At 69.6% G+C, this 11,364-nt stretch carries 14 protein-coding genes; 9 read left to right on the top strand and 5 right to left on the bottom strand.

Going from position 1 to position 11,364, the window contains the following annotated elements:
* Window positions 1-2: 2 nt before the first annotated feature.
* Genes D107_RS0108930 through D107_RS0108910 form a run of 5 tightly spaced genes read left to right on the top strand, consistent with a single transcriptional unit; the run spans window position 3 to window position 3,480 of the window.
* Entirely contained in the window at window positions 3-1,307 is a 1,305-nt protein-coding gene (locus D107_RS0108930; RefSeq protein ID WP_018881300.1) for a glutamate-5-semialdehyde dehydrogenase, read from the top strand.
* A 45-nt stretch (window positions 1,308-1,352) separates the two neighbouring features.
* Window positions 1,353-2,003, top strand: a complete 651-nt coding sequence (gene nadD / locus D107_RS0108925; protein ID WP_018881299.1) for a nicotinate-nucleotide adenylyltransferase — start codon at window positions 1,353-1,355, stop codon at window positions 2,001-2,003.
* Between the two features lie 8 nt (window positions 2,004-2,011).
* Window positions 2,012-2,404, top strand: coding sequence for a ribosome silencing factor (gene rsfS / locus D107_RS0108920; RefSeq protein WP_026279156.1), 393 nt, complete (start codon window positions 2,012-2,014; stop codon window positions 2,402-2,404).
* Between the two features lie 15 nt (window positions 2,405-2,419).
* A complete protein-coding gene (rlmH, locus tag D107_RS0108915; RefSeq protein WP_018881298.1) occupies window positions 2,420-2,890 on the top strand; it encodes a 23S rRNA (pseudouridine(1915)-N(3))-methyltransferase RlmH in 471 nt (156 codons plus the stop codon).
* Window positions 2,887-3,480, top strand: a complete 594-nt coding sequence (locus D107_RS0108910) for a nucleoside triphosphate pyrophosphatase (RefSeq protein WP_018881297.1) — start codon at window positions 2,887-2,889, stop codon at window positions 3,478-3,480. The genes rlmH and D107_RS0108910 overlap by 4 nt, the downstream gene beginning before the upstream one ends.
* Before the next feature lie 21 nt (window positions 3,481-3,501).
* Here D107_RS0108910 and D107_RS0108905 read toward each other — a convergent pair whose 3' ends face one another.
* Together D107_RS0108905 and D107_RS0108900 are read right to left on the bottom strand one after the other, a co-directional pair.
* Window positions 3,502-3,924, bottom strand: coding sequence for a DNA polymerase III subunit chi (locus tag D107_RS0108905; RefSeq protein WP_018881296.1), 423 nt, complete (start codon window positions 3,922-3,924; stop codon window positions 3,502-3,504).
* 16 nt (window positions 3,925-3,940) lie between these two features.
* Window positions 3,941-5,434, bottom strand: a complete 1,494-nt coding sequence (locus D107_RS0108900) for a leucyl aminopeptidase (protein ID WP_018881295.1) — start codon at window positions 5,432-5,434, stop codon at window positions 3,941-3,943.
* A gap of 88 nt (window positions 5,435-5,522) precedes the next feature.
* Here D107_RS0108900 and lptF point away from each other — a divergent pair, with 88 nt between their 5' ends.
* The 3 genes from lptF to D107_RS0108885 are packed head-to-tail and all read left to right on the top strand — an operon-like array spanning window position 5,523 to window position 8,340.
* The gene (lptF, locus tag D107_RS0108895) at window positions 5,523-6,629 is read left to right on the top strand and encodes an LPS export ABC transporter permease LptF (protein WP_018881294.1); all 1,107 of its coding nucleotides are present in this window, start codon (window positions 5,523-5,525) and stop codon (window positions 6,627-6,629) included.
* Window positions 6,626-7,699, top strand: a complete 1,074-nt coding sequence (lptG, locus tag D107_RS0108890; protein WP_018878080.1) for an LPS export ABC transporter permease LptG — start codon at window positions 6,626-6,628, stop codon at window positions 7,697-7,699. Before lptF ends, lptG begins: the two co-directional genes overlap by 4 nt.
* Window positions 7,696-8,340: a GDSL-type esterase/lipase family protein gene (locus tag D107_RS0108885; RefSeq protein WP_018881293.1), complete on the top strand. Its 645-nt coding sequence runs from the start codon at window positions 7,696-7,698 to the stop codon at window positions 8,338-8,340. Before lptG ends, D107_RS0108885 begins: the two co-directional genes overlap by 4 nt.
* 213 nt (window positions 8,341-8,553) lie before the next feature.
* On the opposite strand, the gene D107_RS0108880 is transcribed toward D107_RS0108885, so the two are convergent.
* The gene (locus D107_RS0108880; RefSeq protein ID WP_018878078.1) at window positions 8,554-9,093 is read right to left on the bottom strand and encodes an RDD family protein; all 540 of its coding nucleotides are present in this window, start codon (window positions 9,091-9,093) and stop codon (window positions 8,554-8,556) included.
* Window positions 9,094-9,152: 59 nt separating this feature from the next.
* On the opposite strand from D107_RS0108880, the gene D107_RS0108875 reads away from it, so the two are divergent.
* Window positions 9,153-9,506, top strand: a complete 354-nt coding sequence (locus D107_RS0108875; RefSeq protein WP_018865712.1) for a PilZ domain-containing protein — start codon at window positions 9,153-9,155, stop codon at window positions 9,504-9,506.
* A 7-nt stretch (window positions 9,507-9,513) separates the two neighbouring features.
* Here the strand turns inward: D107_RS0108875 and glp are convergent, their stop codons facing one another.
* Both glp and mobB read right to left on the bottom strand, forming a co-directional pair.
* Window positions 9,514-10,770: a gephyrin-like molybdotransferase Glp gene (gene glp / locus D107_RS0108870; protein WP_018881292.1), complete on the bottom strand. Its 1,257-nt coding sequence runs from the start codon at window positions 10,768-10,770 to the stop codon at window positions 9,514-9,516.
* A 13-nt stretch (window positions 10,771-10,783) separates the two neighbouring features.
* Entirely contained in the window at window positions 10,784-11,320 is a 537-nt protein-coding gene (gene mobB, locus D107_RS0108865) for a molybdopterin-guanine dinucleotide biosynthesis protein B (RefSeq protein WP_018865714.1), read from the bottom strand.
* Window positions 11,321-11,364 lie beyond the last annotated feature (44 nt).

The raw sequence follows: 11,364 nt of genomic DNA, 5'->3' as shown, positions 1-11,364 counted from the left end.
GCATGAACGCTGCCGTGAACCCCACCGAATCCGTAGCCGACGATGTGATCGCCCAGGTCGAGGCGCTGGGCCGTGCCGCGCGCGTGGCCTCGCGGCGCATGGCCGAGGCCGAGCCGGGCGCGAAGAACGCGGCCCTGCACGCGATCGCCGAGGGCATCGCCGCGCGCCGTGCCGAACTGGCGGAGGCCAACAGCCGCGACCTGGAGGCGGGACGCGAGCGCGGCCTGGACGCCGCGATGCTGGATCGCCTGGCGCTGACCGATGCCCGCATCGACACCATGATCGAGGGCTGCCGCCAGGTGGCGGGCCTGCCCGATCCGGTGGGCACCATCTCCGACATGGCCTATCAACCAAGCGGCATCCAGGTCGGCCAGATGCGCGTGCCGCTGGGCGTGATCGGCATCATCTACGAGTCGCGCCCGAACGTGACCATCGACGCCGCCGCGCTGTGCCTGAAGTCCGGCAACGCCGCGATCCTGCGCGGCGGCTCCGAGGCCCTGCACTCCAACCAGGCGCTGGCCGTGATCATCCAGGCCGGGCTGGAGCAGGCCGGGCTGCCGCGCGAGGCGGTGCAGGTGGTGCCGACCACCGACCGCGCGGCGGTGGGCGCGCTGCTGCGCATGCCGCAGTACGTGGACGTGATCGTCCCGCGCGGTGGCAAGGGCCTGATCGAACGCGTCAGCAACGAGTCGCAGATCCCGGTGATCAAGCACCTGGACGGCGTCTGCCACGTGTACGTGGACGGCGGGGCCGATCTCGACAAGGCGCTGGCGGTCGCGGTGAACGCCAAGACCCAGCGCTATGGCACCTGCAACACCATGGAGACGCTGCTGGTGCACGCGGATCAGGCCGAGGCCTTTCTGCCGCGCCTGGCGACGGCCCTGGCGGAACATCAGGTGAGCCTGCGTGGCTGCGCGCGTACCCGGACCATCCTCGCGCACACCGGGACGGATATCGCCGAGGCCACCGAGGACGACTGGGTGGCCGAGTACCTGGGACCGATCCTCGCGATCCGCGTGGTTGACGACCTGGACGCGGCGATCGACCACATCAACACGTATGGTTCGCACCATACCGACAGCATCGTGACCGAGGACTACACCCGGGCCCGGCGCTTCCTGCGCGCGGTGGACTCCAGCTCGGTGATGGTGAACGCCTCCACCCGTTTCGCCGATGGCTTCGAGTACGGCCTGGGTGCGGAGATCGGCATCTCCACCGACAAGCTGCACGCGCGCGGTCCGGTGGGCCTGCATGGGCTGACGACCCTCAAGTATGTGGTGTTCGGCGACGGTCATGTGCGTAGCTAAGAAAGACGTGCGATTGGATCAGCGTCTCCCTGGGGCACGCCCGGCGTGATCGGGATCCTCGGCGGCACCTTCGATCCGATCCACTTCGGGCATCTGCGTCCGGCGCTGGAGATCCAGCAGCATCTGGGCCTGGAACGGGTACACTTCATCCCCTGCCACGTGCCGCCGCATCGCGCGAGCCCGGGCACCGGCAGCGACGACCGGCTGGCGATGGTGGAGAGTGCCATCGCGGACGTGCCGGGGTTTGTGGCCGATCGCCGTGAACTGGATCGCGAAGGGCCGTCCTACACCGTCGACACCCTGCTCAGCTTCCGCGAGGAGCTGGGGCCGGAGGCACCGCTGGTGCTGATCATGGGCATGGACGCCTTCGCCGGCCTGCCGTCGTGGAACCGCTGGAAGCAGATCTTCGATCTGGCGCATATCGTGGTCTCGCATCGTCCCGGCAGCCCGGCCTTGCAGGATCTGGGGGGCTGGCTGGGTAATGCCGCAACCCGCGACCCGGCGGTGCTGCGCAATGCCCCGGGCGGGCGGGTCTATTTCCAGCCGGTGACCCAGCTCGATATCTCCGCCACCGCGATCCGGGATGAACTGCAGGCCGGGCGCAGCCCGCGCTTCCTGCTCCCCGGCGCCGTCAATCGCTACATCCACGACCGCGGCCTGTACCGGGCCGTGTCGAACCGCAATCACGGGATATGACCGACAGCATGAACAGTGAACAACTCCTGGAGCTGGTGACCACCGCTCTGGACGACATGAAGGCCCAGAACATCCGCAGCATCGACGTCCGCGGCAAGACCACGCTGGCAGACTACATGGTGATCGCCTCCGGGACCTCCGGGCGTCACGTGCAGTCCACCGCGGAGTCGGTGGCAATGAAGGCCAAGGAGGCCGGCATCCAGCCGCTGGGGGTCGAGGGCCAGGAGAGCCAGGAGTGGGTGCTGGTGGACCTGAACGACGTGATCGTCCACGTGATGCTCCCGGAGACCCGCGACTTCTACAACCTGGAAAAGCTCTGGCTGGCCGAGGAGGCCGCGGATACCGAAAAGGCCGCGCCCGAGGACCCCAGCCTGGAGCGCGTCCGCCGCCTGCGCGGCTGACCGGGGCGCGCCGCCATGCGCCTGGACCTGATTGCGATCGGCAAGCGCATGCCCGACTGGGTGGCGGCCGGGTTCGACGAGTACGCCGGTCGTCTGCCGCGCGAGCTGAACCTGAACCTGCAGGCCCTGGCCGGCCCCTCCGGGGCCAAGTCCATGGATACGGCCACGCTGCTGCGGCGCGAGGGCGAGATCCTGCTGAAGGCCATCCCCGAGGGCGCCCGCGTGATCCTGCTGGACGAGCGCGGGAAGGGCGTGGACACCAAGAGTGTCGCGCGGCGCCTGGCGGACTGGCAGCAGGACGGGCGCGATGTCGCGCTGGTGATCGGCGGGGCCGCGGGGCTGGATGAGGCCGTGCGCGCCCGTGCGGAATGGGCCTGGTCGCTGTCGCCGCTGACCTTCCCGCACATGCTGGTGCGGGTGCTGGTCGCCGAGCAGCTCTACCGCGCCTGGTCGCTGCTGAACAACCACCCCTACCACCGCGCGTGACGCCCGTGGCCCATCCGCTGCTGCTGGCCTCCGCATCCCCGCGCCGCCGCGAACTGCTGGAGCAGATCCAGCTCGCCTACGAGGTGGCCCCGATGGACGTGGACGAGACCCCACGCCCGGGCGAGTCCCCGGAGGTGCTGGTCGAGCGCCTCGCCATCGCCAAGGCCGAGGCGGCCATCGCGTGCGGCATCCCGGGGCAGTGGGTGCTGGCCGCGGATACCGTCGTCGCGGTGGGCGACGAGGCCCTGGGAAAGCCCGCGGATTTCGCCGACGCCGAGGCCATGCTGCAGCGCCTTTCCGGCGGGGAGCACCGCGTGGTATCCGGCATGGCGCTGGGCCGGCCCGGTGCATCCATGCGGGCGCGTACCGTGACGACCCGCGTGCGCATGCGGCCGCTAACGTCATCCGACATCGCGGCCTACTGGGCGACCGGCGAGCCGCGTGGCAAGGCCGGCGCCTATGCCATCCAGGGACGCGGTGCCGCCTTTGTCGAATGGATCGAGGGGTCCTACACCAATGTGGTCGGTCTGCCCCTGTTCGAGCTGGAGGCCTGGCTGCGCGAGATCCCCGACCCGCCGCCGCGTGTCTGAACCGCCCCCGTCAGCGCCCCTTTACTGGATGTTGTGGTGCTCCAGCGGGTAGCCGCGTTCCTTGAAGTAGCGGTAGCGGGCGCGGCCCGCCTCGCGTTCCGATTCCTCGCCGCCGACGATATCGGCGACGCGCTCGAAGCGCCCGCAGTACTCCGGCACCTCCGGCGCCAGGTTGATCAGCACGTCGCAGCGATCCGACGGGGCATGGGCCTCGTGCAGCGAGACCGAAACGTCCGCATCGCGCACGTCGGTGCTGTGCGGCAGGAAGGCGGTGTCCTCGAAGGTCCACAGCCACTCGTCCAGCGTGCGCGTCAGCTCCGGCGAGCCGGTGTGGATGTGCACGCGATGGCCCTGGCCGCTGGCCTTTTTCGCCAGGCGGCAGGTGAAGCGCAGGCGCGCCTCCGGGGCCGGGTCCTGCAGCAGGTAGAAGCTGACGTGGGTCATCCGCGCCCGACCCGGATCAGGCCTGGTCGAGCAGGTAGCGCATCAGCATCGGCACTGGGCGGCCGGTCGCGCCCTTCTCCTTGCCGCTCTTCCAGGCCACGCCGGCGATGTCGACATGCGCCCAGGTGTAGTCCTCGGTATAGCGCGACAGGAAGCAGGCGGCGGTGATGGTGCCGGCGGGGCGCCCGCCGATATTGGCCATGTCGGCGAAATTGCTCTTCAGCTGTTCCTGGTACTCCGGCCACAGCGGGAGCTGCCAGCCGCGATCGCCGGTCTCCTCGCCGGCGGCCAGCAGGCCCTTCGCCAGGCGCTCGTTGTTGCCCAGGATCGCCGCGCCCTGATGGCCCAGCGCGATGATGCAGGCCCCGGTCAGGGTGGCGATGTCGATGACCACCTTCGGCTTGTAACGCTCGACCCAGGTCAGGGCGTCGGCCAGCACCAGGCGGCCCTCGGCGTCGGTGTTCAGGATCTCGACGGTCTGCCCGGACAGGGTGGTGACGATGTCGCCCGGGCGCGTCGCGCGGCCATCGGGCATGTTCTCGGCACTGGTGACCACGCCGACCACGTTGACCGGCAGCCCTAGTTCGCAGCAGGCCTCGATCACCCCGAACACGCTGGCGGCGCCGCACATGTCGTACTTCATCTCGTCCATCTCGGCGCCGGGCTTCAGCGAGATGCCGCCGGTGTCGAAGGTGATGCCCTTGCCGACCAGCACCACCGGGGCGGCGCCCTTCTTGCCGCCGGAGTACTCCATCGCGATCAGGCGCGGCGGGCGCTCGGAACCCTTGCCGACCGCCAGGATGGCCCCGGCGCCGAGCTTCTCCAGGTCCTTCTCGTCCAGGACCGTGGCCTTCAGCTGCTTGTATTGCTTCGCCATCTCGCGGGCGGTGTCGGCCAGGCTCTCCGGGTAGCAGACATTCGGCGGGGTGTTGCCCAGGTCCTTCGCGCGGTTCACGCCGGTGGCGATCGCCGCGGCCTCGGTGCAGGCCTGCTTCGCGGCCTCGGCGTCCTTGCGCTCCACGCACAGCTGGATCTTGTCCAGCTTCACCGGGGTGGTCTTCTCCTTGCCCTTGAACGGGGTGAAGCGGTAGGCGGCCTCCGAGATCGCCGCGACCAGGGTGTGCACCACCCAGGCGATGTCCTTGCCGCGCGGCTGGAAGTCCGCGACCGCGATCGCGGCGCTGGTGGCCGGGCGCTCGACCAGTGCGGCGGCCAGGGCCTGCGCCGCCTTGCGCGCGGCGCGGGCGTCGAAGTCCTTCTTCGCCCCCAGGCCGATCAGGAGTGCGCTACCCTTCCCCTGATTGCCTGGGCTGCCACCGCCGGGCAGCAACAGCCGGCTGCCGGCCTCGCCGTCCATCTCGCCGGCCTTCAGCAGTGCCGCGATCTCGCCGTCGCGCGCGGCATCCAGGGCGCTGGCGCCCGCGGCCGGCTTGCGCTTGTGATTGATGCCGGCGGCGCGGATCCCGGCGCGGGGTTTGTCGAGGGTCGAGGTGGTGACGGAGAATTGCATGAATGCCTCCCGAAAATGAGTTCCATCATGGTACCAGCGCCACGCGGCGACCGACCACGCGCCGCGCGGGCCGCAGGGTAATGCGCGCATGATCCTGCGCCGTGCCGAACGCTTCATCGCCCGCGAGCTGCTGGTCACCCAGACCGCGGTCACCATCGTCCTGCTGCTGGTCATCATCGGCGGCGTGCTGGCGCGGGTGCTGCGGGACGTCGCCGAGGGCACGATCCCGGTCGATTTTCTGCCGCCGCTGGTGGCCTTCGGTGCCTTCAAGGGCATCGTGTTCCTCTGGCCGGTGGCGCTGTTTCTGGCCTTCATGCTGGTGCTGGGCCGGTTGCAGCGCGACAGCGAACTGGTCGCGCTGCAGGCCAGTGGCATGTCCTTCGCCGCGCTTTATCGCGCGCTTTTGTGGGTGGCCGTGCCCGCGACGCTGGTGCTGCTGGTGCTGATGACGCTGGTGGTGCCGCGTACCGAGGCCCAGATCGATCAGTTCCGCGACCTGGCCGAGCAGCGCTCCGACCTGGTCGGGATTACGCCCGGGCGTTTCCTGCGCTCGCGGGTGGGCGAGCAGGTCTTTTTCGCCGAGCGCCTGAGCGAGGACCGCGAGGCCCTGCTGGAGGTCTTTATCTACCGCGAGGTGGAGGGGGAAGCGCAGGTGACCGTGGCCGAGCGCGCGATCCCCGATCCCGGGGCGGAGGGCAGCGGCTTTCTGATCCTCGAGAACGGCTACCGCCACGTCGGCGTTCCGGGCGAAAGCAGCTTCCGCATGCTCGAGTTCGAGCGCCTGCGGACCCAGATCACGGATCCGGACGCCGGGGCCGGAAGGCGCTCGCTGAACGCGATGTCGACGCTGGATCTCTGGGAGGAGCGGCATCGCCCCGACCACCGCGCGGAGCTGGAATGGCGCCTCGCCATGCCACTGTCGATCCTGGTGCTGAGCCTGATCGCGCTGCCGCTGGCGCAGGTGCCGCCGCGCACCGGCCGTTATGCGCGTATCCCGGCGGCGATCGGCGTCTACGTGCTGTATGCCAACCTGTTGATCCTGGGGCAGGGCCAGCTGGCGGACGGGCGCACGCCGCTGGCCCTGGGCCTGTGGTGGACGCACGGCTCGATGCTGGTGCTTTGGCTGGTGCTCGCCTGGCGCAAGGGCATGCTGGGCCTCGGCCGGGCCATGGAGCGTGACGAGGTGACGCCATGACGACGGTGCTGGGGCGCTACATCATGCGCCAGGTCCTGATCGGGACCGCGCTGGCCGTGGTCCTGCTGGTGGCGCTGGATGCGGTGTTCGCGCTGATCGACGAGCTGCGCGACACCGGGCGAGGCAACTACGGGCTGACCGAGGCGCTTCTGTACGTGGCGCTGACCCTGCCGCGGCGGATGTACGACATGCTGCCGTCGGCGGCGTTGCTGGGTGGTCTGTTGTGGCTGGGCAATCTGGCCGCGAACAGCGAGCTGACCGCGATGCGCGCGGCCGGGATGACACTGGGCCGCTTTATCGGCTGGGTGATGCAGGCCGGCCTGGTCGTCGTGGTGGCGATGGTGGTGGTGGGCGAGTTCTTCGCCCCGGCCGCCGAGAGCCGGGCGCAGAACCTGAAGGCGACGGCCTTCGACGAACAGCTGAGCGTGAGCCCGATCGGGCTGTGGGCACGCGATGGCCGGCGCATGGTGCAGGCGGATACCGTGTTGCCGGGCAATCGGCTGATCGGGGTGCGCATCATCGAGGTGGACGCGAATCGCGAGCCGCGCGAGATTACCCGCGCCCAGAGCGCACAGTACGAGGGCGGGGCCTGGCGGCTGCAGGACGTAAAACGCTCAAGGCTGTCGCTGGAACGTGTCGAGTCGGAGCGTCTGGAGACCGAAACCATCGAGCGGCTGATCGCGCCGGAATACTTCGACGTGCTGGTGGTCGAGCCGGGCCAGATGGCGGCGCAGAACCTGGCGCGCTATATCGGCTACCTGCAGGAGAATCGCCTGGACTCGGCCCCCTATGAGGTCGCGTTCTGGCAACGCCTGACCCTGCCGGCCAGCACCTTCGTGATGCTGCTGCTGGCCATCCCGTTCCTGTTCGGTTCCCAGCGCGAGGGCGGGGCCGGCCGGCGGTTGTTCATCGGCATCGCGATCGGCGTGTCCTTCGCCATCGTGATGCGCGCGATGACCCACCTGGGGCTGGTCTACAACCTGCCGCCCTTCGTCGCCGCCAGCCTGCCGGTCGTGCTGTTCCTGATCCTGGCACTGGTGGCGCTGTATCGCATGGGGCGCCAGACATGATGGCCTGGCTGCGCGCGGGCTTCCTGCTGGGGCTGGTCGCCATGCTGGTGGCCTGCGGGAGCGGCGTCCCGGGCGACTTCGATCCGCTCCCGCGCCAGGCGACCGTACTGGCCTTCGGCGACAGTGTGACCCACGGGACCGGGGCCGGAGCGGGCGAGGACTACCCGGCGCGCCTGGCGGCGATCACCGGCTGGACGATCGTCAACGACGGGGTGCCCGGGGATCGCGCCAGCAGCGCCCGCGAGCGTCTCGCCCCGAGCCTGCGCGCGCACGAGCCCGACCTGGTGCTGATCTGGCTGGGTGGCAACGATTTCCTGCGCCAGCGCGACCCGGCCGCGGTGCGCGAGGATCTGCGTGTACTGGTGGAGACCGTTCGCGACCATGGAGCCCAGCCCCTGCTGCTGGGGGTGCCGCGGGCCTCCGCCCTGGGCGCGGCCACCGGCCGCCTGCGGGACGACCCGATCTACCGCGAGCTGGCGCACGAGGAACAGGTGCCCCTGATCGAGGGCGTGCTCTCGGGGGTGCTGTCCGAGAGCGATCTGCGCGCGGACCCGGTCCACCCCAATGCCCGCGGCTACCGCCGCATCGCCACCGAGATCGCCGAGGCCCTGGACGACCTCGGCCTCTGGCTCGCCCCCTGACGTTTGACTTCACGAAAGGTCAAATGCGGTTTACAGGAAGCTTGGAAGATGGGAAGGGGATTGTGTTGGGGCGTCAGGATGAAACCGAACGACGATGGCAGGGCCCCCGCTCGGGCAACCCGAGCGCCAAACCCAAAAATCCTTCCTGTCTTCCAGACTTCCTGTAAACCGCCCTTGTCCTTCTTTACGGTGAGAGCAAGTGGTGAGGGGGCTTCAGGTCTTGCGGTTCTGTTTCCAGCGGGGTTTGGCGAGGCCGGGGATGCGCACCAGTTCGGTGCCGGTGAGCCAGTCGTGCAGCATCCAGCGGCGCGGGTGGAACTGCGACAGGCCGATCGCGAACAGCGCCGCCGCGGTGACCACCGTAATGGCGACCGCGCCGTATTCGCGCACCGCCCAGATGGCCATCAGGATCACCAGCCACTGGGCGACCGCAACCAGATAGCGCAGCGTCGCCTGCCAGGCATTGACGGCGTGCCCGCCCTCGGTGCGCAGCTGGATGTTCCAGGCCTGCATGCCGAGCGTCTGCCCGGTGCGCGTCCAGAACCAGTAGAAGAACCCCCAGGCCACGATCAGGTTGAGCACGAAATGGGCGCGGGGCGAGTACAGCCCGGTGGTGTTGCCGAGGATGACCACCAGCAGGCCGAGGACCATCCAGATCGCCACCAGCAGCAGGGCGTCGTAGACGATGGCGGCCAGGCGGCGCAGCAGGCTGGAGGGCTGGCCGTCGATGGACGAGGCGGCGGTTTCGGTCATGGGCGTTCCGGGTGGTTCTGGATTTGGCCGCGGGTGCGGAGTGGGCGTAGTCTTGCCGCATGGAGCGACGCTTTCAACGTATCCCCCTGGAATTTCCGGCTACCCTGCTCACCGATGGCGGGGGCGGCCCGGTCCGGGTGGAGGATATCTCCCTGAAGGGCGTGCTGCTGGAGGGCGCGGATCTTCCCGCGATGGCCGATGGCGACGAGGTCAGTGTCGACATCCCGCTCAGCGAGGAGGCGCGGATCACCTTCGAGGGCCGGGTGCGCTGGCACGAGGGCCTGTGGCTGGGCGTGGAGATCGAGGCCATGCCGCTGGAATCCGCCTCCCACCTGCGCCGTCTGGTCGAGCTCAACCTCGGTGACGAGGCCCTGCTGGAGCGCGAATTCGCCGCGCTGATCCAGGCCGACTGACTCGGCCTCAGGGGGTCGGAAAGATCTCCCGAAACGGCAGGACCTCCACCCAGTCACCCGCACGGGCCCCGGCGGATTCGCGTGGCAGGACGACGTAGGCGTTGGCCTCGCTCATCGCGCGCAACTGATGTGAACCCTGGCCGCCGGCGGCGCGCACCACCCAGCCGCGTTCGTCGGTCTCCAGCACCGCGCGCTGGAAATCCTTGCGCCCGGGGGTCTTGTGGAGGTCTTCCAGCAGGCGTGCGTTCAGGGTCTGCGGTGCGGTCGCTGCGCGCCCGGCCAGCTGCTGCAGGGCCGGGCGCACCAGCAGGGCGAAGGTGGTCATTACGGCCACCGGATTGCCCGGCAGACCGAAGAAGTGGGCCTGGCCGAAATGCCCGAAGGCCAGGGGGCGCCCGGGCTTGATGGCCAGCTTCCAGAAGCCGACCTGGCCGGAGGCCTGCAGCACGCGGGTCACATGGTCGGCATCGCCGACCGAGACCCCCCCGGTGGTGATGATCACGTCGGCCGTTTCCCCGGCACGCGTCAGGGCCTCGCGTACCGCCTCCTCGGTGTCGCGGATTACGCCGTAGTCCTGCACCTCGACCGGGTAGGCCGCGAGCAGCGCCCGCAGGGTGTGGCGGTTGCTGTCATGGATCTGTCCCGGGCCCAGTGGCTGATCCACGGGCACCAGTTCGTCCCCGGTCGAGAAGAAGGCCACGCGCGGCCGGCGCAGTACCTTCACCCGGGCAATGCCCTGACTCGCCAGCACCCCGATCTCGGCCGCGCCCAGGGTTTGTCCGGCGGCATACAGCGGGGTCCCGGCGGCGGTGTCGCCACCCGCGCCGCGGATGTTGTGGCCCGTGGTGAGGTCGCCGTTTTGCAGAAGGATGGTGGCGTCGTCCCGTTCCACCTGTTCCTGCATCACGACCAGTTCGGCCCCGTCCGGGACCACCGCGCCGGTCAGGATGCGCACGCACTGGCCCGGTTGCAGTTCGCCATCCCAGGGGTGCCCGGCCGCCGAGGTGCCGACCAGCGCCAGGCGTGCACCCTTTGTGGCGTCCGTCGCGCGCAGGGCGTAGCCATCCATGGCGGAGACCGCGGCGGGTGGTACGTCGATGCGCGCGGCCACGGGCTCCGCCAGGGTCCGCCCGAGAGCCTGCTCCAGCGCCACCGTCTCCTGTTCCTCGAGGCTCTGGCAGGCTTCCAGGATCGCGGTACGGGCCTGTTCCAGGGTCTTGGCGTTGGGATCGAACTCGTCGCAGCCGGGGGCAGCCTCGGGCATGGGGGTCTCCGGGTCAGGGGTGGATGTCCAGGTAGTCGATGACGAAGGCCGCCACTGCGTCGGGGTCATTCACCGGCAGCAGCGGGCCGTCGAAGTCCAGTGTGGTGGCATCGGTGGCGACCGCGACCACGCCGGGGATCTCGCGGTACAGCGGGGCCTTGCCCACCGACGGCCGATGCACCTCGATCTTGGGCAGGTCCCATTGCTTGAAACCCTCGACCAGGATCAGGTCGGAGCGACGCGGGTCCAGGCGCGCGCAGAGCATGTCCAGGTCCGGCACGCGGCCATCGTCGGTCTCCGGGGTCTCCACCATCAGGGCGTAGCGCCGACCGGAGGCCACCAGCATCTGGTCGGCGCCGGCATGGCGCAGCTCATGACTGTCCTTGCCCGGCTTGTCCACGTCGAACTCGTGGTGGGCATGCTTGATCATCGCCGGACGCAGGCCGCGGGCTCGCAGGGCCGGGATCACGCCCTTCAGCAGGGTGGTCTTGCCGCTGCCGCTCCAGGCGGCGAAGCCGATGCGCGGGAGCTTGGAGGTGGACTGGATCATGGTGGCCTGCCTGCGTTAAGCGCGTCCGAGTATAGCGAGATCCG

The sequence above is a fragment of the Thioalkalivibrio sp. ALE30 genome, from assembly GCF_000377465.1.
Taxonomy (GTDB): domain Bacteria; phylum Pseudomonadota; class Gammaproteobacteria; order Ectothiorhodospirales; family Ectothiorhodospiraceae; genus Thioalkalivibrio.
The sequence above is the reverse complement of the archived record's forward strand: the minus strand, read 5'-3'. Positions and strand labels throughout refer to the sequence as shown.

Excerpts from the sequence above, each read along its gene's own strand:
- D107_RS0108930 (WP_018881300.1), top strand. The coding sequence starts at position 3 with ATGAACGCTGCCGTGAACCCCACCGAATCCGTAGCCGACGATGTGATC.
- rsfS (WP_026279156.1), top strand. The coding sequence starts at position 2,012 with ATGAACAGTGAACAACTCCTGGAGCTGGTGACCACCGCTCTGGACGAC.
- rlmH (WP_018881298.1), top strand. The coding sequence starts at position 2,420 with ATGCGCCTGGACCTGATTGCGATCGGCAAGCGCATGCCCGACTGGGTG.
- D107_RS0108905 (WP_018881296.1), bottom strand. The coding sequence starts at position 3,924 with ATGACCCACGTCAGCTTCTACCTGCTGCAGGACCCGGCCCCGGAGGCG.
- D107_RS0108900 (WP_018881295.1), bottom strand. The coding sequence starts at position 5,434 with ATGCAATTCTCCGTCACCACCTCGACCCTCGACAAACCCCGCGCCGGG.
- lptF (WP_018881294.1), top strand. The coding sequence starts at position 5,523 with ATGATCCTGCGCCGTGCCGAACGCTTCATCGCCCGCGAGCTGCTGGTC.
- lptG (WP_018878080.1), top strand. The coding sequence starts at position 6,626 with ATGACGACGGTGCTGGGGCGCTACATCATGCGCCAGGTCCTGATCGGG.
- D107_RS0108885 (WP_018881293.1), top strand. The coding sequence starts at position 7,696 with ATGATGGCCTGGCTGCGCGCGGGCTTCCTGCTGGGGCTGGTCGCCATG.
- D107_RS0108880 (WP_018878078.1), bottom strand. The coding sequence starts at position 9,093 with ATGACCGAAACCGCCGCCTCGTCCATCGACGGCCAGCCCTCCAGCCTG.
- D107_RS0108875 (WP_018865712.1), top strand. The coding sequence starts at position 9,153 with ATGGAGCGACGCTTTCAACGTATCCCCCTGGAATTTCCGGCTACCCTG.
- glp (WP_018881292.1), bottom strand. The coding sequence starts at position 10,770 with ATGCCCGAGGCTGCCCCCGGCTGCGACGAGTTCGATCCCAACGCCAAG.
- mobB (WP_018865714.1), bottom strand. The coding sequence starts at position 11,320 with ATGATCCAGTCCACCTCCAAGCTCCCGCGCATCGGCTTCGCCGCCTGG.